Raw genomic sequence first — 19210 nt, 5'->3', positions numbered from 1 at the left:
TGGGACTAGTCAATGGAAAATCTAAACATTGCTGGTGCTATTGCCAGTATTGGTGCCGCAATATTCGCATGTTGGCAGGCATATAGCGCAAAGAACTACCGAGATGAAATCCAAACGCAGCGGACAAAGCAACTTTTGATTGAATTGCTTTCCTTGGGCAATCGCGCTCGGTCGGATTGCCGCAAAATTGGCACGCAGATTTCTGCTCAAGCCCGAGGTGTTGATCGCCAAGCTGTTCTGGATGTACTGCGCGAATTCTCGGAGAAATTTCGAGACAACTTACACCGCTTTAAATCTGACGAAATTTCCAAGACAATTGTCGTTCTCCTTCAACACATCACGAAATACGCATCGACCGAGGAAGAATCAAAGCGACGCGAGACCGCAGATGAGATGTACGATAACGTTTCGTTTTTGATCGCTGACATCACACGTCGGCTGGACTCGAAACTGTGATCGCGAGATAACAAAAAAATGCAACGGAGTCGCGAAGCCGGGCCTAGTCAAATGGATTGTCACTTGTCGCGACGCGGTGACTTTAGACGTTCGCCGCCTAAACAGGAACCTTTCGATGCGCTACGTTTTTGGGCTTGTGGTCGCGTTTCTGGCGGGATGTGGTGGAACGACGCCACGACCTAACGCAGATGCAACACCCACCGCTGAGTCACCAACCGCGCCGAAGCCATCTCAAACCGCTGCACCGCGGTCGAGGCAATCGGATGCACAGCAAATTTTAGCCGACGTTACTTACACGATCATCGACACGAACGTCGTTCCCGGCATCAAACGAAGTCTCGATATCCGGCTGAATCGCAAAGTTTCGGAAGATGTGCTTCAAGCTATCGCAATCGACCTAAAGAACTTCGATTCAAAAACCTACGACCGTACATTCATCGGGTACTATCTACCAGAAATGCAAGTCAATGCGGGCTATTGGGCGACAACTCATTTCAATCCCGATCTTGAAGTGCGGATACTCGGACTCACAGCCGAACAGGAAGAAAACCTTAAACAACAACCGGACGACTCCACTCGCGAAATAATTGGGAGCTGGCTTGATCAACGCCCGTTGGGCAACGGCCGAATCACCATCTTCCAGAAAGACGGTAGCCTATTCATGGAAAACAAGTATAAGGATGGCAGCGCTGGAACAACCGACATTGTAGAAACCCGTTCGCCAAATGGCCGTCGCTTTGATTACAAACCAGATCGCGGTAATGGCGAGTATTATCTGATCAACAGCAAAGGTGAATTGCAACAACTCGATCAAGAAGGTCCCTTCATGACCGCGAAGAAGGTCAACTGAACGACGGCGAACAAAGCGATGCACGGGAGCGGTCGGCGTCGTCGGTTTTGAAATCAGCATCGATCGCGGCCGCCCCGTGATCTTGTCCGTTCGGCCGCCCATTATCGGGCCCCCTCAAAACGCTTCTGCCACCATGGCGGCAACGATGTTGCAAGTTCCGGGTTTGTCGTCAGCCGAAGATAGAGATCGTGGATCGCCAACTGCCGCGATGGCCCCATGCCGATCTGCACACCGCGAAGCAACGGGACCGCGGCCGCGACGATAATGCCGTCCTCAAACTGGGGCATGTCGACGTGTTCCGTTTCGATTGGCCCATACCTATCGACAACCCAACGTTCCACCTCATCCGACGCTTTATTGCGATCCCCAAATGGATCGTGCGATCCCGGATTGCCAATCAAAGATCTTTCTCGATCTGACATTTGCTTAACCTCGAAAGTGGTTGGCTCGATCCCGTAATTCAACTGCACATCTGGCGTTCCTTGTTGGTTTGGGAATTGCGATCTAGCAACTTCCGGTACCGTTCCGGCAGCAGGTCGCAACCGAGTCCAGCAGCGGCTATCCGGTCCGCAGCGACGGCGGCGATGGCCTTCGGGCTCGGTTTTGCGTATCCAAGCGATTCACGATTCGCCGCGTCGCGGTGTACCGTTGCGAGTATCCGCTCTGCAGCGACGTGGTCGCGTGCGTAAGCCGATTCCGGCTTCGGGTCAGGCCAACCATCCTCCGGCGGCAACACAGCGGAGGCGTTGCGACAGCGGCGGTACAGGGCAAACGGTCCATAGGCACCGACGCGGTCGGTGTACACATCGAGCAATCGCGTGGCGTGCTCGACGTCGACGGCTGCCTTCAGGTCAGCTAAAGCTCGACGCCATTCCCGGATACCAGATAACGCGAGGCGCTGGGCTACGTGGTGCCAGGTCGCGGTCTCTTCGATCGGGGAAGGCAAATCAAAATCGCTCCCCTCACTCCCGCTCGTGTTTTGGGGGGGGAGGGGGTAGAGCGGTTCTTTTTCGGTTACTTACGGTTCGTCGGACATATTGTCCGGGGTTCCGGTCAGACTGTCCGGGGTCCGTGTCAGACTGTCCGGGGTTCGCAAAAAAATGTCCGGGGTTGCCAGAGGGGAAAATGTCCGGGGTTGCGGTGGCGTTTGCATTCGATACACGCAGAGAGATTTCGCCCCAATTGATCACCATGAGGGGGCTTCGACCGTGCCTGTGCTCAATCACGATCAACTGTTCTGACTCAAGCAGCCGAATGGCACGGCGAACACTCCGTTCGCTGCAATTGATGTCGGCACCGATCGTCGCGGCCGAAGCCCAACAGCGCCCACTCTTGCCGCAGTAGTCATCAATCGCCCGCAGCACGCTCAGCGCCATGCGCGAGCTGACAAGCGCCGCCGCTTTGCCGTCGCCGACGTCGGCGGACTTGATCGGCAGAGACTTCAGCAACCCCAGCTGGTCGCCGCGCGTGAAATCGATCGTTTGTTGCTTGGCGCCTCGCACCGATCAATCCTCAATCGCACCGAGTTTGCGAAGCTGGTCCTGCCCGTCGGCCTGTTGGCAGTGTTGGACCAGTGGATGTTCCTCGTCGGCAAGCGATGCCAGCTGCGCCCATGAAACGTGACGCCAGCGACGGCGGCGATATCCGCGGATTGAAACACCGTCCGAACTGATCCGCACAATGAGGCGTGATCCTATCCGTCGGACGACCGGTCGAATCAACGTTGCTAACCGGGGCATCCGATGAACTCCGTGTTGCCGTTCGCCAAATCCTCGTTGCCTCACCTGTATTCGAAATGCAGCCTGTCAAAGTTCCCGCAACGATGGTCGCTCATTTCCGTGGCTCCGATCGCTCGTCAAGCAACTCACTTCGCACGATTTCAACTTCACGCGGCGCCTCGAATCCAAGATAGACACGATTTCCGTGGACTCGGACCAATGTCTCACGGATCACTTGCCCGCCAATGCAAATCGATTCGCCAGGGGTTCTGCTCAGCACTAACCTCCGATCTATTTCCTTACGATTGAACAAACAAAATCAATTCGCAAGAACGCGTTGCGCCTTGATGCACCAACGTTCCCCTCGCTCGACCATCGCCTGATTGCCGTCGATGAGGGAAATACCGCGGGCCGAGGCCCATTCTCGGAAACCGTTGATGAGTGAAACGACAACCTCACGGACAACTGAGGTTGCCGCCGGGATCCGATATCCATCGACCGCGGTGCCAAAGGTAAATGAGGGCGCGCGCGGCCAGCCGAGCCTCTGCCAAACCAATGGCGTAAATGAAGTGGTGACCTTCTCGATGCGATGAACGTCACTAGGCTTTGCTGCGCCGGTCACTGAATACAAACACGCATCGAACCGAGCACAGCTAGAAGGACGGCATTTGCCAGCCCGCTGTCTTCTTGCGGTTATGCCACGTCTTATTGACGTCGGGCGAGCGGGTCTGCTTCACGGGAGCGAGCCTAATTTTCGCGTCGGGACCGGCACCACGCGCGATCTGCTCCCAACGATCTTTCATCTCCGCGACGCGTTCGGGAAACTGTTCCGCCAGATCATGCTGTTCCATTCGGTCGGTGGAGAGGTCGTACAGTTCCCAACGGTTCCGATAGAAGCTTACAAGTTTCCAGTCCCCCTGACGCAACGCCCGGCAACCGCCATATTCGAAGAACAATGCGTCGTGCCCTTTTCGCGCCTCGCCTCTCAACAGCGGCAACAACGAGATCCCTTGCAATGGATTGATCTCCGCACGGTCTGGATAGTGCGTCTGTGCGACGTCGATACATGTAACGAGGATGTCGATCAGATGACTCGGCTCGTCGTTCCAAGTGCCAACTTGCTCGATCCTTCCCGGCCAGCTGACGATCAGCGGGCTGGAGATCCCTCCCTCGTGCTGCGTCTGCTTGTAGTGTTTAAATGGCGTATTGCCGACCGTCGCCCAACTGGCGTCGTACAACAGAAACGAATCCGCTTTCCAAGGTGGAATCTCTAACTTGCCGCTCCGTTCAAACGGACACGCTCCATTGTCCGAACAAATCAGGATCAGGGTGTTGTCATATTGGCCGCTCTTCTTCAAATAGGCCACCATCCGGGCGACTTGCCGGTCGACGCAATCGACCATCGCCGCATACACAGCCATCCGAAACGCTTCGAATTGCCGTTGCTTATCGCTCAACGAGTCCCATGCAGGAACGTGCTTTGGAAGCGGAGGCAGCTGTGCGTTTTCCGGAAACATGCCGAGCTGCTTTTGCTTGGCGAACCGCTGTTGCCGCAAAACTTCCCATCCCGCGTCGTAGCGGCCCAGGTATTTTTTGATGTCATCCTTGCGAGCTTGCAGCGGGTAGTGCGGCGCGTTGAAGGCGATGTAATGAAAAAAGGGCTTCCCCGTTTTTGAAGCGTTGTCGAGAAATTGGATGCTGAAATCGACATTGGCGTCGGTCGTATAAAAGTCCTCGCCGAAGTCGTTCCAGGGTTTGCCATTGAGCCGAAATGTTTGGTCGCCAGCAAAGAAGTCGGTGGAGCCGGACAGATGCCCCCAGTACTGCTGGAACCCATAATCGGTAGGCTGGCCGTCGAGGTGCCACTTGCCGGTCATCGAAGTCGCATAGCCAGCGGCACCAAGAACTTGGGCGATCGTGACGCCGCGAGCCATGTCGCTTTCCCCGGCGTAGTGGCTGTATTGCCCGGTCAACAGACTGATCCGCGACGAGTGGCACTTCGCTGTGTTGTAAAACTGGCTGAACCGGATTCCACGTTCGGCGAGCCGATCGATTTGCGGAGTCTCGATCTCACTGCCGTAGGCTCCGAAATCGGCGAAGCCGAGATCATCCACCATAATCAAAAGAATGTTGGGTCGCGGCAACACAGGCGCCGACCAAGCGTCGCTCGACAATCCAAATACCGCAATCGATAGACAGATTAGAAATCGATTCATGAAGTTTCTGCCGAGTTGAAGGTTGAAGGCGCAACGAGCGTCAACAGTTTATCAGTCGACGCGACCGTTCCCAAGCGAATCGAAGACGAGCGCGGGCCCTAACGGAATACCCAACGGGTAAATCCCGCGTCGCTAACCCTTTGGGGAACTGTCACATAAACTGAGTCGCGTTATCGAAACTCTGAAGCCAAGTAGTATACGCGCTCGTTCCGCACGATTCCAAGAAACCAAAGACTCCCCGCAAAGAACTCGCGTGCACTAAACCACGTCTGGCAGCTGGAACGATTCTCGGTAGCTACCGCGAGCCATTTGATTCGCCTCTGCGGCGGCGACAAATTCTTCGGCTTGTGCATCGAACCGAAGCAACGGACCCAGCTGATAAGAATCCTTCGACAGATCAACTCCTCCCGCCTCGACCAGATGCCGTTTCATGTGGTCGAACGATTCACTGGCGATGGGGTGTGCGGCAATTCCTTCGGGCGGACCACTGAACGGCATCGCCTGGCCAAGGCGGTACGAGATGTTGCCTAGATGAGCCAAGACAGCGGTGCGATGTCCATCGAGAACATCCGAAGCGAGTTCCGCTTGGTTTCGACTGCGAACACAATCGATGAAGTTTTGGAAGTGTGCTCGCGAGGGATTCTCCGGCAGCCCGCTCGGCGGCGCGCCCACGATCGCTTCCCCTTGCGTCTTTCCATGCGGATAAAAGTGCCCCTCTCGGATTACTCCATCCGCCGTGTGGAAATCGATGCTCATTTTCAGCGGCTTGTCGAAGTGAAGCCCACGCTGTTGGCAGACAAGGTTGGTTTCACCAAAGTCATACAGTGTTAACTGAGTATTGGGCGTTTCCGCTTGGTCTTTGTAACCGTACCGGCCTCCCAGACTGATCACCGACTGCGGGCTGGCATTTTCCGGCATCGCCCAGCGAGCCATTTCGAATTCGTGGGAGCCCAAGTTTCCGATCTCTCCATTGCCGTAGTCCCACATCCAGTGCCAGCGGTAATGGACAAGGTTCTCCCGAAAGGGACTCATCGGGCCGGGCCCGACCCACAGGTCGTAATCGAGCTCGCGCGGTGGCGGCACCGGAGTCTTGACGCCAATGCTCTTCCGCGGACGGAAGATTTGGATGTTCGCGGTTTGAAGCTTTCCGTATTTCCCCGCTCGAATATCAGCCGTGTATGTCCGCCACTTCGGATCCGAACGCCACTGGGTGCCATGCTGGACGATGCGGTTATACTTTTGCGCCGCCTGCACCATGCGTCGGCCTTCGTAAATGTTGTGGCTGCATGGCTTTTCGACGTAGACATCTTTCCCCGCCTGACACGCCCAAATCGTCATCAGCGCGTGCCAATGATTCGGGGTGGCGATCGAGACGGCGTCGACGGTTGGATCCTCCAGCACCCGGCGGATGTCTTGCACACACTTAGGCTTTTGCCCCGTCTGTCGCTCCAACCTCGCGCTACGCGATGCAAACAACCGACTGTCGGGATCGACGAGATGCGTGACCTCGACATCTTTGATCGCGGCGAACGATCCCATGTGGATCTGCCCGCGACCGTTGATTCCGGCAACCGCAACTCGCACGCGATCGTTGGCACCGAGGACCTGCCCGGACGATTTCGTTCCGGAGATCGTTACCGAAGCCGCAAATCCGCTTGCCGCCGCTCGCTTCAAAAAACTCCGCCGTGAAGGTCGACTCATCATGGATCAATTCGCTTGCAAAGTAGGGTTCGTTGGTCTGAATCCGAGCTGCCGGGTATCCAATCCGTTACGCAGGGTTGTCCAGATCGGGAGTGACCGTTTTCAGATAAGGCCCCAGAGCTGCAAACTTGGCGTCCGCTTCCGCAATCTGAGCTTCACTCATCTTGAATTCCGACAACTTCGGTTCGGCGGGGATCGATTTTTTGGGGCCGTAGTTGCGAGACAGCAGGTTCTTGAAGACGCCACGCTTTTTCCAGATGTACAGATTGGTGCCTCGCAGGCTGCCCGGTTTCAGTTTCACCATTTGCGTGAACTTATCGAACAGATCTTGAAGCGCCGCGGGATCGTCTCCACTTTGTTGCAACTCCCAAAATCGGGTCAAAACGTCTGCATAGACAGCCCGTTCGGTGATTACCCCTTCCGAACCTAGGCGCGATTCCTCCAACCAATGAAATCCGCCTCGCGCGCTGAACACACGCCGCACCGGCGGCATCGCGGCCAGCGAGACTTTCATGCGTGCAAGGACGTTGCCCGCTTCTTCCTTGATATAGCCGAAGTGCGGAAACTCGCGCGCCAGGTCGATCATCAACTCGGGCGTTGGGAGCGGTCCCTTATAAGCAACGCCGCCGGTTGTTTGCAGGATGACAGGTCGGCGGGCGACGGCGGCAAGAGCCTTCCAATATTGCCGCAGATCCTCTTCGGACTTGCCCGAGTCGGGCGGCCGCGAGATGATCGCTTCGGGTTCCAGCTTTTCAGCGTGCTCGGCGAAGGCGAGCATTTCGGCGGTGTCTTTACCCTGGACGCCTAAGCAGAGCGATGCAGGCAGATCGCGCGTGGTCTTGGCCAACACCTCCATCCCCTTCATCTTCTCTTCCGTCGTCAACAGATCGACGCTGTCGCCCGATTGCGGCCAGATCATTCCGGGGCACCCGCCCCACGCCACAAACTTTGCTTCCAGAGCCAAGACGTCGTAATCGACCTCTCCCGATTCGGTGAAGGGAGTCGACAGAATGGGGAAGGGCCCGCGGACCTTGGGATCCGCGACCGCCGCATCGTCTGCCCCCTGCAAAGGACTCACCGACAGGAATGATCCGGCGGCAACACTCGCTCCTCCCGCAGCCGTTGCTTTGATGATCGTCCTTCGTGAAATCGGTTGATCGATATCCATGCTTTCCCTCGTTGCTGCAGAATCAATGTGGGCTCATACGTTAGCATTTCACCTGCGGAGGAGCAAACAGATCCCTTGAGAAACGCAGGTCCAATCGGTGTTTCAAGATCAGGTAGCAACGAGAGCATGTCAGCGAACTCGCCTAAACACAAACACTCAATCACCCTGCATCGCGACGAAGGAATGTTTGAGTCTTGGATCTTGGAACGCTAATATGCGCTGACACGCTGGATCGCCGAATCGCCTCAGTTGTCGCTCGCTCTCATCCTCGTTTTTGGTTCCCCTGAACATGTCCAAGTTCCACATTGCCAACCCGCGTCCGTTGTTTGCATTGCCCGTTCGCATGCTGGTTGCGGACGCCCAAAACAGGATTGTTGTTCTGCTTGGCTTGCTTGCCTTTCTCTTTACAACGCAAGCGACTGCACAGACATTGCAGACCGTTCGTGTTTCCAGCGACAGCACTCACTTTGCAATTGGAGAGCCCGAACAGCGGTTTGTTGTTTGGGGTGTGAACTACGACCACAACAGTCGAGGTGAACTGCTCGATGAGTATTGGATGGAGCGATGGGAGGAAGTTGTCGAAGACTTCTCCGAGATGAAGGCGTTGGGCGCCAATTGTGTCCGCATCCATCTGCAGCTCGGCAAGTTCATGATCGCGGCCGACCAACCCAATGAAGTCGCACTGGATCAGCTGGCGAAACTGTTAAAGCTGGCAGAGGAAACCGGACTCTACCTCGATATCACGGGACTTGCGTGTTATCACAAAGTCAACGTTCCGGATTGGTTCGATCGACTGAGCGAGCAGGACCGGTGGAAGGCACAGGCCTTGTTCTGGAGCGCGATTGCCCGCGTTTGTCGTAACAGTCCGGCCGTGTTTTGTTACGACCTGATGAACGAACCGATCTTGCCAGGCAAAAGAAAATCCGGAGAGCCGGCGGAATCGCAGTGGCTCGGTGGCGAACTGGGAGGTAAGTTTTTCGTCCAGCGACTGGCGCTCGATCTGGCCGGCCGAACGCGGCAGCAAGTCGCCAAAGCGTGGGTCGATCAGATGGTCGATGCGATCCGAGAACACGATGAACATCACATGATCACCGTGGGCGTGATCCCTTGGGTCTTTGTATTCGGAGGCGGCAAACCGTTTTTCTATTCACCCGAAGTAGGCGAGCGGCTCGATTTCGTATCGGTCCATTTCTATCCCGAGAAAGGGAAAGTGGAGGCTGCGATTGCCGCGTTGCGAGCCTACGACATCGGAAAACCACTTGTTGTTGAAGAGATGTTTCCGATGAAGTGCTCGGTCGAGGAGCTCGCGGATTTCGTATCCCAATCCGCGGTGTTCACCGATGGCTGGATCAGTTTCTATTGGGGCCAGACGGCCGAACAGCTAACACAAAAATCGAATCCGACAATCGCCGAAGCCATCACCGCATCCTGGCTGCAGCGTTTCCAAGCAATGGCCAAGCAAATGACGAAGATGAAATAATCGTGTCGCGGAACGCTATCGCACGACCCCGCAAGCATCGCAGTCCGCAGCCTGACATCGGTATCGCCACGACGCCTACGGACATAGTCGGTGGTTGCGCGTCCACGCGCAACCACCGTCTGTCTCGCTACTTCACCTGAACCGATTGAACCGGTCCGCCGACTTGGGCGTCTTTGACCACGATCGTATCGGGTTTGTCCTTGCCAACTTTGACGTGGAAGGCTTTGCCCTTCGGAGCGCCGGGAACAAAGCTTTTACCATTGACGCGGACCGTGTAGAGAACTTCGCCGTTGGCGGCATCAACCAACTGGACGACCGGTGAATCGACGTCAAACGTCAACTCACCCAGCTTCCCCCAGGAGGGCGGATTGTAGTTGTCGAATTGCGAGATCGTCCGCGGCCAGCCGAGATACTGTTTGGCCGACGGATCGGTCACGTCGACATTCCGCGGCCAACACTCCATCGTGATCTCGCGCGTCTTCGTGTTCAGGCGAACAATGCCGAAGCCGGCGGCACGGGTGTTCAGCAGATTTCCGGCGGGCATCTTTTCGGGATTCGCGGCGGCGTAGTTGGTGACCTTGTTGCCGAAGCCGTCCAGTTGGTCTCCGGTGTATTCGGGGCTACCGGGTTCGCGGTTCGCACCCGGTTCCACCGGCTCCCACCAACGCAGATAGAGGTTCGCGATCGAGGGAACACAAAACGACCAGACGGCGTCGCGGTATTCGTCGACGCCATGATGGAAGAGGGTGCCGAGGTGTTGATCGCCGGCATAGTGGAAGGCGAACGCTTTGCGAAGCGATTTCAGGGCCTTGTTGCGGCCGGTTTGTGGCCAGCCGTTGGAGTCCATGTCGGCATGCAGTCGGCCGTTGGCGGCGCCGTGAATGTGAGCTCCGCCGCAGAAGATCGTTTGCGACAGCGCAACTTTCATCTTGGCCTGGTGCCAATCGGCCGCCCACGCATCGAGGAAATCGAGTTGCTGCTGGCCAAGTAGAACCGCGCCGTCGACGTCGACACTGGCCGGATCGTATTCCGGGTTGCGAATGTGGTCGGGACGCGGTCCCTGCTTAGGAACGCGGCCGGCCGGTCCCGATTTGAATTTGCGGTCCTCAAGGATCGCAAAGTCGATGTTGCCCCAGTTCAAGTTGGTGTAATAGACTCCGATCCCTTGACCGATCTTTCGCGGATGGACGGGATCGGGGAAATGGCTGGTCTGAGCTCGTTCGACTTCCTGCACATAGACTCCCGGTTGGCGATAGCCACCGTCGGCATTGCCGCTGAGCGTCGAGATCTTGCCGTTCTCACCCCACAAGTTCGGCTGCCCCACATCGTGATCGTCGGGTAGACAAAGGGTCGGTCGGTCTTTGATGATCTCGCCAAAATCGCGGCCAAACTTCAGCCACGCGGCGTAGTGACGGTTGTGGTCGTAGACTTGATCGCCAGAGAAGAACAAGACGTCGGCGTCGATTCGATTCACGTTGTCGATCAGGTCTTGTCGAGAGATGTCGCCGCCGTGAGCCGGTTGGATCGAGTTGCCGGTAAAGCCAGCGACGACGATCTCATCTTTGTCGATGGGGTTCTTGCGGATGATCCCTTCGTAGGTCGCTTTGGGACCATGCAGCACACGATATTTGCGTTGTTGCGTGTCGTCCCAGTTCTCGACGCGGAACGGCGCCGTCCAGCCCGTTTCGATCACCTTGGTTTGGGCGACTTCGACCCACTTTCCGTCCTTTTCGATTTCCAGACGAACGGTTCGGTCGTCGCTCGATTCCAACGGATACAACTGGGCTGTCAACTTGAGCGTGTCGTCGTGAACGGTGTAAAGCGCAAAACAAATGACTTCGCTACGCTCCACCTCGGGAATCGCTAACAGATTGCGTCGAGGGTTTCTCTTTGCCCCCGGCTGAGCCAGCAGCGGCGTCGCGGCGAGGAGGATCGCCAGAGCTCCGAGCGCAAGTGATTTGTAGAGCATTCGATGGTTGTCGTTTTGCGGCTTCATTCGTTTCCCATGGGTTCGGAGTCAGTCGGCTCTAGTTTATCTAAATTGTCTGTCGAAGGTGGTTGCCCCCACAATAAAAACAGACACAGCGGGATCAAACAGTGTGGTGCCCGCAAGACCGCTTCGTGCAAGTATTGATCGGCGCCCCAGTAGTTGAGTCCCCACGACATGCCGGCAACCGGCCGGGCGATCGCTGTCAAGAATCCCCAGAGGCTGGCGTACAACGCGGCCGGGCGGCGCAGATAGGGAATGCAGATTCCGATGCAGACCACAAAGTCCAGAACTCCTGCGATTCGCAGCATCGTTTGCGCGGTGGGGTATTCGACGCCGAGGATCAGCGTCGTCATGGCATAGAAGTTCCCGGGCGTCGGCCACAGCCCGAGGGCATAACTGCCGTGGCCCGCGAAGGTCAGGATGACGGCGACGATCGCGGTGATCACCGTCGCGCGGTGCCGCACCCCGAGAGCCAACGCCATGACCAACAGGATCGGACTGAGCATCTGCCCGCCGTGTTCGATGAACATCGGCAACTGGTTTTGCGACGCAACGTAAGCGGCGTAGCTGAGCACGACCATCAGGCCGCTGCCCAGAACCAAGCCGCCCATCTGAAGCCATGACTTTGGGCGGACGGTGAGCGTCAAGAGAGTGCAGGCCAGGTAGAGCCACCAGAGTTTCGCGATCCATTGCTGCACGAAACCCTCGTTGATCCCGTCACCAACAAACTCCTCCCACGTCAGTCCCAGACGCGAGGCGAATTCGAAGGTCGCGTCGTGCCACAGCAGCACGCCGTAGGGCGCCTCCCAATAATAATGCACCCAGGTCCAACCGGCGAAGCAAAGAAACGCCCCCAAACGGAGACAGACGGTCGGCAGGTTGGTCGGATTCGGTGGGGTCACGTCGGGCCAAGAATAGCGTTAACAGTTACTGGGGAACTCCTATTCTATTCTGCAGCGAATTGATCCAGCAAGGTAAACGACAAACGCGGCCAGCCCACGTTTGCGTTCAGTGCAAGCGAACATCCGACATCGCTGACTTAATTTGAAACGCCCACTTGTCCCGAGGAGTTCCCACACGATGGGGCGGCATCGTCCTGGAACGCCAGATCGGTCGAACAGACGCCGGTGGAAGGGAGTTCCAGGTGGACGTCTCGAGCCGCCTTGAGATCGCCGGCAAGTTCGGCAACGATCGAACGGACCTGTTCGTAGCCGGTCATCATTAAGAAGGTCGGCGCACGCCCGTAGCTTTTCATCCCCGCCACGTAGAATCCGGTTTCGGGGTGCCGCAGTTCGGCAGCGCCATGAGGCGGCACCGATCCGCAGCTGTGCCGGTTCGGATCGATCAGAGGTCCCAGCGTTTTGGTCGCTTCGGTTGCGGGATCCAGTTCCAGACGCAGTTCTCGCAGCATGGCCAAGTTGGGGCGCGAGCCGGCGGAGACGATGATCTCGTCGACGACGACTTGCGGATTTCCCTGCAGGTCGCTGACCGCAAGACCGTCGCCATGTTGCTCGACCGCTCCGATCGATAGGCCCGTCAACAGCGAGACGCTTCCGTCCTCGACCGCTTGTTTTACTCGAGTTCCGAGAGCGCCACGCTCCGCGATTTCGTCGGCACTTCCCCCGCCCCAAAGCTTGGCCGGGTTGTTGCGCCGCACTGCCCAGGCGACCAAAGTTGTCGGCGATGCTTTCGCCAGTTCGACGAGACTCAACACGTTTCCGGTCGCGGAGTGCCCCGAGCCGACAACGAGGACGCGTTTGCCGGCGTAGCGGTCGCGGTCGATCCCAAGAATGTCGGGCATCCCGTAGCGGATGTTCGCTTGAAACTGTTGCTCGCCGTCGGCCGGAATCCCTCCCGCTCCCATCGGATTGGGATCGTTCAAAGTTCCCGAAGCGTCGATGACAGCGCGGGCATAGAAGCGTTGGGCCCCTGCCGGCGTTTCGGTGACGATCATAAAACTGGCTGCGTTGCGGCGACCGTCTTTCATCCGGTCATGTCCCTCTCGCGACACCGAGACGACTTTGTGATTTAAACGGATATGAGGCGCGATGCCCGAGTGTGCGGCCAACGGATCGAGAAACGTTTCGACAAATTCTGCCGCATAAGGAACGTAAGCTCCCTCGGGCTGCTGCCAGGTCGATTCCGTCTCCAGCAGTCTTTGCCCGGCGGGGTCGATCAGGTAGGACCACGGCGTAAATAACCGCACGTGCCCCCAAGATCGAATGCCGGCGGCGACCTGCGAGCCGGCCTCCAGGATCACAAACTTTTGCCCTCGTTCGACGAGATTTGCCGCGGCGGCAAGTCCAATCGGTCCGGCGCCGATGATCGCCACTGGAAGCGAACTCTCGCATGCCGACGGGACCGCTGGCTTGGGCAGCGGCGCGAGGTTGGATATCGATGTCGGTTCGGCCGCGTCGGCGGTTCCGCAGCACGAAGCGGCAGGTGTTTCGTTCGCGGGCGAGCAGCTGTCGCCATTTAAACCGATCGGGACCGGACCACAGCAACTCGCCCCATCAGCGGCTGGACTGACGGGAGCCGCCGGCTGTGCCGCCGGTCGATAAAGGCTTTCGGTAGCGAGGATAAAGTCACGGCGCGAAGATTGAGGTTGATTCATGATGTGACCTTCGATGATGTGGGTTGGATTCTATGGAGTCGTTACAGCAAGCCGCCAAACGAAACATGCTTTACACACGCTCAATAGTGGCTCGCAACAGCGGTTTCCATCGCGATCGATGCCATCGACAACTGATAACAGGATTCGAACTCAGGACACTTCCGACACGCATCCCATTGCTTGACATCGGTCTCGACGCGGGGCTTGGTCCGGATCATTCCGGACGACGGCTCAGTCCGGATCGAAAAAACTTTGCCCACCGGATCTCCCGAGCCGATATGACGCGGGAAGATGTTTCCATAACATGCTTTATGTTCTGTGTCATTCATCGTTGAACCTCCAATCCTTTTTGCTGTGGCAGTACCTGACGTTCGTCGGTCGTATTGCTGGATGCGTCCCCAAACCAACCTTGGGTCGTCAGGCAGAACTTCACCAACGCAAGCATCAAGGGGACTTCGATCAACACGCCGACAACCGTTGCCAGTGCAGCCCCGGAGGAGAGCCCGTACAACATCGTCGCCGTGGCGATTGCGACTTCGAAGTGATTTGAAGCGCCGATCATGGCGGTCGGTGCCGCGGTTTCGTAATTGAATCCAAGTGCCTTTGAGAGTCCGTATCCGAGTGCGAAGATCAAAATCGTTTGCAGGGTCAACGGAATCGCGATCCAAAGGATCGTCAGCGGGTTCGCGACGATCGTTTCCCCTTTGAAGGAGAACAGCAGGACCAAGGTCGCCAACAGCGCCGTCGTGGTAACGGGGCTCAGGTACCGCAAGAACCGCTCTCGGAACCACACCTCCCCCTTCATCGCGAACAACCACTTCCGCGTGAAATATCCTGTTACCAAGGGGAGCGCGACGTAGACCGCGATCGACAGCAACAACGCCTTCCACGGAACGGGCAACTGGCCGACTCCCAACAGAAAACCTCCCAGCACACCGTACAGCACCAACATCGTCAGCGAATTGATCGCCACCATGATCAGCGTGTGCCCGTCGTTTCCTTTTGCGAGATACCCCCAGACCAAGACCATCGCGGTGCAGGGAGCGATTCCCAACAAAATGCATCCGGCGAGATAGCTGCGCCACAGCGGAACCTGCAGCATCTTCACCCCGTCGACGAGGACAACTTCGCCGGCACCGTAGGTCGCTCCCACTTCGACATCCACGCCCAGCGGCGCTTTGACAAAATCAACCGCATCGGGACCGATCAGTCCAAGGAAAAGGGTTCCCAGGAAAAAGCTAGCGATCGCGTACATCGTGAACGGTTTGATCGCCCAGTTGATCAGAAGCGTCAAGCCAACCGGCTTGATCGCCTTCCCCGCGCGAACCACTTCGCCAAAGTCGATCTTGACCATGATCGGGAACATCATGAAGAACAGACAGATCGCGATCGGTATCGAGACGACCGGAGCGTCCCCGGAATAGATCGCCATCGCGTCGAGCGACTTCGCCACACCGGGGGCGACCTTGCCCAGCACGATTCCCGCGACGATGCACAATCCAACCCAGACCGTGAGGTAGCGCTCAAAGAAGCCGATTCCGCCCCCGGAGGTTGGCGTGACGTTTCCGGGACAACTCGATGTTTCGTCCATTTGCTCTTCTCACTGAGTGCCTAGTTAAAACGCGCATCGCCGATAAACGATTGCCTAACTCAAAAAAAATGCCGTGGGGGGGACTGCTGCGGCACAAAACGCTCGCCACCACATCCAACGCCGTTCATCGGCGATCAACGATTGAAGACTACAGTCTATTCCAGCGGAAGTCAAATGGCCTTGCAGCGCGTGGTTAGCTGAAATCCCGTTCTCCATCGGGAGTGGCGCAGGTAATGGCATACCAGCGCGAAGCGCGAGCGATATTCCTGACACTCGCTTACGCTTCGTGCTAGTAAGGGCCTTCCACTCTGCGAAAGTGCGGAAAGAGGACCACCCGCAAAAAAAATTTTGACTGCGTTCTACCAGAGCGCAAGCAAACGCCTCGCCTCCGGAAAATGCGGGGTGCCGGAATACGCTCCCCCCGCTAGCACGCCATCTGTCACGTTCCCCTGGCCTCGGCTTTTTTCAGATTCTGCTGAACTTCCTATATACCCACAGACGAATATGCCCTAAATATTCGCCCAGGCGGATATGCTTCATGGAACCACAAGCCCCACCGCTATCCCACTCCGTTCGGATCAGAGGGGATTCCGTTTCTCCAACGCGAAGGATTTTCAGATGAAACGCACACAATTGCACGTTCGAACGCTTACCGCTTTGATCCTGGCCGCGCTCGCGCTGACAGTGACCAACTCGGCAACAGCTCAGCAAAACGCCTCGTTAACGAGCGTGGCGGCAGGCCCCGCCGACGCGGCGTTGCACAACGCAGCTCGCGACGGAAAGTATCTGTTCGTCTATTTCTATAAACAGGACGACCAACAGACACAATCGATGCAGGGCGTGTTCGACCAAGCGACCGGACAGATGGCGGATGTCGCCAATGCGATCCGTGTGAATATCACCGATCCAAGCAACGCATCGATCGTGCAAAAGTTTGGTGTCAGCCGCGCTCCGATGCCTCTGTCGCTGGCGATCGCTCCCAACGGTGCCGTCACGCAAGGGCTGCCCGTTTCGTTTAACGAAAAGCAGTTGCAAGAAGCTGTCGTCAGTCCTGGAACCGCTGACTGCATGAAGGCGATGCAGGACCGCAAGTTGGTTTTGGTCTGCGTGAAGGAAAAGATCGACGCCGCCGCTTTCCAAGGTGCACGCGAGTTGACGCAGGACGAACGCTTCGCCGGATCGACTCAGATCGTCAACATCGATCCAGCCGATGCTTCGGAGCATAGCTTTCTTCAGTCGTTGAAGGTCGATACGTCCGCCGGCAACGGAGTCCTGGTTGTCTTGACGCCTGCGGGACAGCCGGTCGCGACGATCGCTGAAACGGCGACGAAAGATCAGATCATCCAACGGTTGACCGCTGCCAGTTCCTCCTGTTGCCCCGACGGCAAATGCGCTCCAGGCCAGCAATGTTGCCCCGGCGGAAATTGCGCTCCCGCCAAGAAGTAGACGTCTCGACGGTACAGTAGAACAACACGTTATCGATTCAGAGTCAATGGAGCCAACGGCATGAACCTTACGAAACTAGTCTGGCGAGAGCTCTTCGAGCGGAAGAGCCAGATGATCACGATCTTTGTTGGAATTTTGTTGGGGATCACCACCGTGATCGCCATCAAAAATATCACCTACTATTCCGAGATGGCTGTGGCGCGGGAGATGGACAGCTTGGGAGCCAACGTGTTGGTTCTCCCCAAGTCGGTCACGCTGCAGGACTACTACTCGGCCGACATGCACAACGAGACGATTCCCGAGGAATACGCGCTGCGACTGACGATGTCGAATCTCGCTGGCGTCGACAACCTGTCGCCCAAGTTGTGCGTGCCTGTCGACTTGGACGGGCGTCAGTTCACGCTGACCGGAATCCTGCCCAAGAGTGAGTTCCAGGCCAAAGCGGCTTGGGGCGGTGCAGGGATCTTTTCGCGACCGATCGGTTGCGGCGCGATCGACGTCGGCATCACTGAAGAGCCCGAGGACAAGAAAACCTTGGTTCGCAATCGCGTGATCGACGATCTGGCGACCGATGAAGCGTTGGTCGGCGCCGATACCGCGTCGGTCCTGGGGATCGAGGAAGGCCAAAAACTCGATTTGATGGGCAAGCAGTTCTCGGTCGTCGCGGTGTTGCCCGAAACGGGAACTGTCGACGATTCGCGGATCTTCGCTCACCTGCACACCGTGCAGGAGATGGCGGGCAAAGAGGCGGTCGTCAGCTGCATCGAGATCGTCGGCTGCTGCAAAGAGATCTCGGCCGGGCTTGTCGACAACGTCAACAAGTTGCTCCCCGAGGCGAAGGTCGTCACGGTGACTCAGGTCGTCGCGACGCAGACCAAAGTCAACGGCATGATGGAGCAGCTGTCGATGATTTTTGTTGCGATCATCGTCGTGATCGGCGGAGCGGGGATTGCGAACTTCATGTTTGCCAACGTCTACGAACGCCGCCGCGAAATCGGCACGCTGATGTCGCTGGGGGCGGAGTCGAATCTGATCCTGCGGATCTTTTTGCTCAAGGCGTTGTTGTTGGGAATTGCTGGCGGCGTGGGTGGATTTTTGATCGGAACCACGCTGGCGGTCACCCTTGGCCCACGCCTGGCGAACGTCCCCGTGCTCCCGATGCCGGTCTTGGCGTTGTGGGCGATCGGAATCTCCGTCGGCACGACGCTGCTGGCCAGCTACTTTCCCGCACGCAATGCGGCTCGACTCGATCCCGTCACATCCTTTCAAGAGGTTTGAACCATGTTATCGATGGAAAATGTAACGAAGACTTACCAGATGCACGGGCAGCGCGTCGTGGCACTGGACGATGCGACGCTCGAGATTCCCGAGGGAGATTTTGTCTCGTTGATCGGGCCCAGCGGCAGCGGCAAAAGCTCGCTGTTGGTGATGCTCGGCGGGATGCTCTCGCCGACGTCGGGGCGCGTGCTGCTGAACGGCGAATCGATGTACGATCTAAATGCCGACGGCCGCGCTCGGATGCGGAAGGCAAACATCGGTTTCGTTTTTCAGACGTTTAATTTGATCCCGTACCTTTCGGCTCAAGAGAACGTCCAGATTCCGCTCTACCTTTCGGGAACCGCCGAATCGGAGCAAGCCGATCGGGCGGCGGAGCTGTTGGCGCGGGTTGGTTTGGGAGATCGATTGCATCACAAACCGACCGAACTGAGTGTCGGACAACAGCAGCGCGTCGCTTTGGCGCGGATGTTGGCCAACGATCCGGCCATCATTTTGGCAGACGAACCGACCGGGAACTTGGATCCCGAGACGACCGAGCAGGTGATTGGTTACTTCGAGGAATTCAATCGCGAGGGGCGGACGATCGTGATGGTGACGCACAGCCCGGCCGCGGCCGAGCGTGCGAAACGCGTCTTGAAGCTCCGCAACGGCAAGATCGTCGACGATCGCGCGTCGTTGCAGGCGGTGGGTGCCGCGTAGTCT

General features: G+C 57.3%; 19 protein-coding genes. 6 read left to right on the top strand and 13 right to left on the bottom strand.

The genetic code is table 11. From position 1 onward, the window contains the following. Positions 1-12: 12 nt before the first annotated feature. Together Poly24_RS08255 and Poly24_RS08250 are read left to right on the top strand one after the other, a co-directional pair. Positions 13-456: a hypothetical protein gene (locus Poly24_RS08255; protein WP_145093175.1), complete on the top strand. Its 444-nt coding sequence runs from the start codon at positions 13-15 to the stop codon at positions 454-456. 115 nt (positions 457-571) lie between these two features. Next, positions 572-1306, top strand: coding sequence for a hypothetical protein (locus tag Poly24_RS08250; protein WP_145093172.1), 735 nt, complete (start codon positions 572-574; stop codon positions 1304-1306). A gap of 101 nt (positions 1307-1407) precedes the next feature. Here the strand turns inward: Poly24_RS08250 and Poly24_RS08245 are convergent, their stop codons facing one another. The 8 genes from Poly24_RS08245 to Poly24_RS08210 form a co-directional block, all read right to left on the bottom strand. Further along, complete coding sequence (locus Poly24_RS08245; RefSeq protein ID WP_145093169.1) at positions 1408-1728, bottom strand: hypothetical protein; 321 nt, start codon at positions 1726-1728, stop codon at positions 1408-1410. A gap of 38 nt (positions 1729-1766) precedes the next feature. Next, positions 1767-2252 carry a hypothetical protein gene (locus tag Poly24_RS08240; protein ID WP_145093166.1) on the bottom strand — a complete coding sequence of 162 codons (486 nt, stop codon included), beginning with the start codon at positions 2250-2252 and terminating at the stop codon, positions 1767-1769. A gap of 16 nt (positions 2253-2268) precedes the next feature. Further along, positions 2269-2808 (bottom strand): helix-turn-helix domain-containing protein, encoded by a 540-nt coding sequence (locus tag Poly24_RS08235; RefSeq protein ID WP_145093163.1) that lies wholly within the window; start codon positions 2806-2808, stop codon positions 2269-2271. A gap of 328 nt (positions 2809-3136) precedes the next feature. After that, positions 3137-3304, bottom strand: a complete 168-nt coding sequence (locus tag Poly24_RS27830) for a carbon storage regulator (RefSeq protein WP_197452414.1) — start codon at positions 3302-3304, stop codon at positions 3137-3139. A 39-nt stretch (positions 3305-3343) separates the two neighbouring features. Further along, entirely contained in the window at positions 3344-3655 is a 312-nt protein-coding gene (locus tag Poly24_RS08225) for a hypothetical protein (protein ID WP_145093160.1), read from the bottom strand. Positions 3656-3677: 22 nt separating this feature from the next. Continuing rightward, a complete protein-coding gene (locus Poly24_RS08220) occupies positions 3678-5240 on the bottom strand; it encodes an arylsulfatase (protein WP_145093157.1) in 1563 nt (520 codons plus the stop codon). Between the two features lie 258 nt (positions 5241-5498). Then, entirely contained in the window at positions 5499-6944 is a 1446-nt protein-coding gene (locus Poly24_RS08215; protein ID WP_145093154.1) for a Gfo/Idh/MocA family protein, read from the bottom strand. 64 nt (positions 6945-7008) lie between these two features. Next, positions 7009-8109 (bottom strand): dihydrodipicolinate synthase family protein, encoded by a 1101-nt coding sequence (locus Poly24_RS08210; protein WP_145102671.1) that lies wholly within the window; start codon positions 8107-8109, stop codon positions 7009-7011. A gap of 343 nt (positions 8110-8452) precedes the next feature. Here Poly24_RS08210 and Poly24_RS08205 point away from each other — a divergent pair, with 343 nt between their 5' ends. Next, entirely contained in the window at positions 8453-9589 is a 1137-nt protein-coding gene (locus tag Poly24_RS08205) for a cellulase family glycosylhydrolase (protein WP_145102669.1), read from the top strand. Between the two features lie 127 nt (positions 9590-9716). Here the strand turns inward: Poly24_RS08205 and Poly24_RS08200 are convergent, their stop codons facing one another. From Poly24_RS08200 to arsB, 5 genes are all read right to left on the bottom strand, one after another. Beyond that, positions 9717-11585: a hypothetical protein gene (locus tag Poly24_RS08200; RefSeq protein WP_231753520.1), complete on the bottom strand. Its 1869-nt coding sequence runs from the start codon at positions 11583-11585 to the stop codon at positions 9717-9719. Beyond that, on the bottom strand, positions 11582-12481 hold the full coding sequence (locus tag Poly24_RS08195; protein WP_197452413.1) for a hypothetical protein: 900 nt from the start codon (positions 12479-12481) through the stop codon (positions 11582-11584). Before Poly24_RS08195 ends, Poly24_RS08200 begins: the two co-directional genes overlap by 4 nt. Positions 12482-12618: 137 nt before the next feature. Next, entirely contained in the window at positions 12619-14193 is a 1575-nt protein-coding gene (locus Poly24_RS08190) for an FAD-dependent oxidoreductase (protein WP_145093151.1), read from the bottom strand. 80 nt (positions 14194-14273) lie between these two features. Beyond that, positions 14274-14522, bottom strand: a complete 249-nt coding sequence (locus Poly24_RS08185) for a hypothetical protein (protein WP_145093147.1) — start codon at positions 14520-14522, stop codon at positions 14274-14276. Then, positions 14519-15784, bottom strand: coding sequence for an ACR3 family arsenite efflux transporter (gene arsB / locus Poly24_RS08180; protein ID WP_145093144.1), 1266 nt, complete (start codon positions 15782-15784; stop codon positions 14519-14521). Before arsB ends, Poly24_RS08185 begins: the two co-directional genes overlap by 4 nt. A gap of 618 nt (positions 15785-16402) precedes the next feature. On the opposite strand from arsB, the gene Poly24_RS08175 reads away from it, so the two are divergent. From Poly24_RS08175 to Poly24_RS08165, 3 genes are read left to right on the top strand one after another with little or no spacing between them, the layout of a single operon-like run. After that, a complete protein-coding gene (locus tag Poly24_RS08175) occupies positions 16403-17230 on the top strand; it encodes a hypothetical protein (RefSeq protein ID WP_145093139.1) in 828 nt (275 codons plus the stop codon). A 60-nt stretch (positions 17231-17290) separates the two neighbouring features. After that, the gene (locus Poly24_RS08170) at positions 17291-18508 is read left to right on the top strand and encodes an ABC transporter permease (RefSeq protein ID WP_145093136.1); all 1218 of its coding nucleotides are present in this window, start codon (positions 17291-17293) and stop codon (positions 18506-18508) included. Between the two features lie 3 nt (positions 18509-18511). Beyond that, positions 18512-19207, top strand: a complete 696-nt coding sequence (locus tag Poly24_RS08165) for an ABC transporter ATP-binding protein (RefSeq protein WP_145093133.1) — start codon at positions 18512-18514, stop codon at positions 19205-19207. Positions 19208-19210 lie beyond the last annotated feature (3 nt).

It is taken from the genome of Rosistilla carotiformis (assembly GCF_007753095.1).
Lineage (GTDB): Bacteria > Planctomycetota > Planctomycetia > Pirellulales > Pirellulaceae > Rosistilla > Rosistilla carotiformis.
Note: the sequence above shows the minus strand (reverse complement) of the source record. Positions and strands in the feature narration are given on the sequence as shown.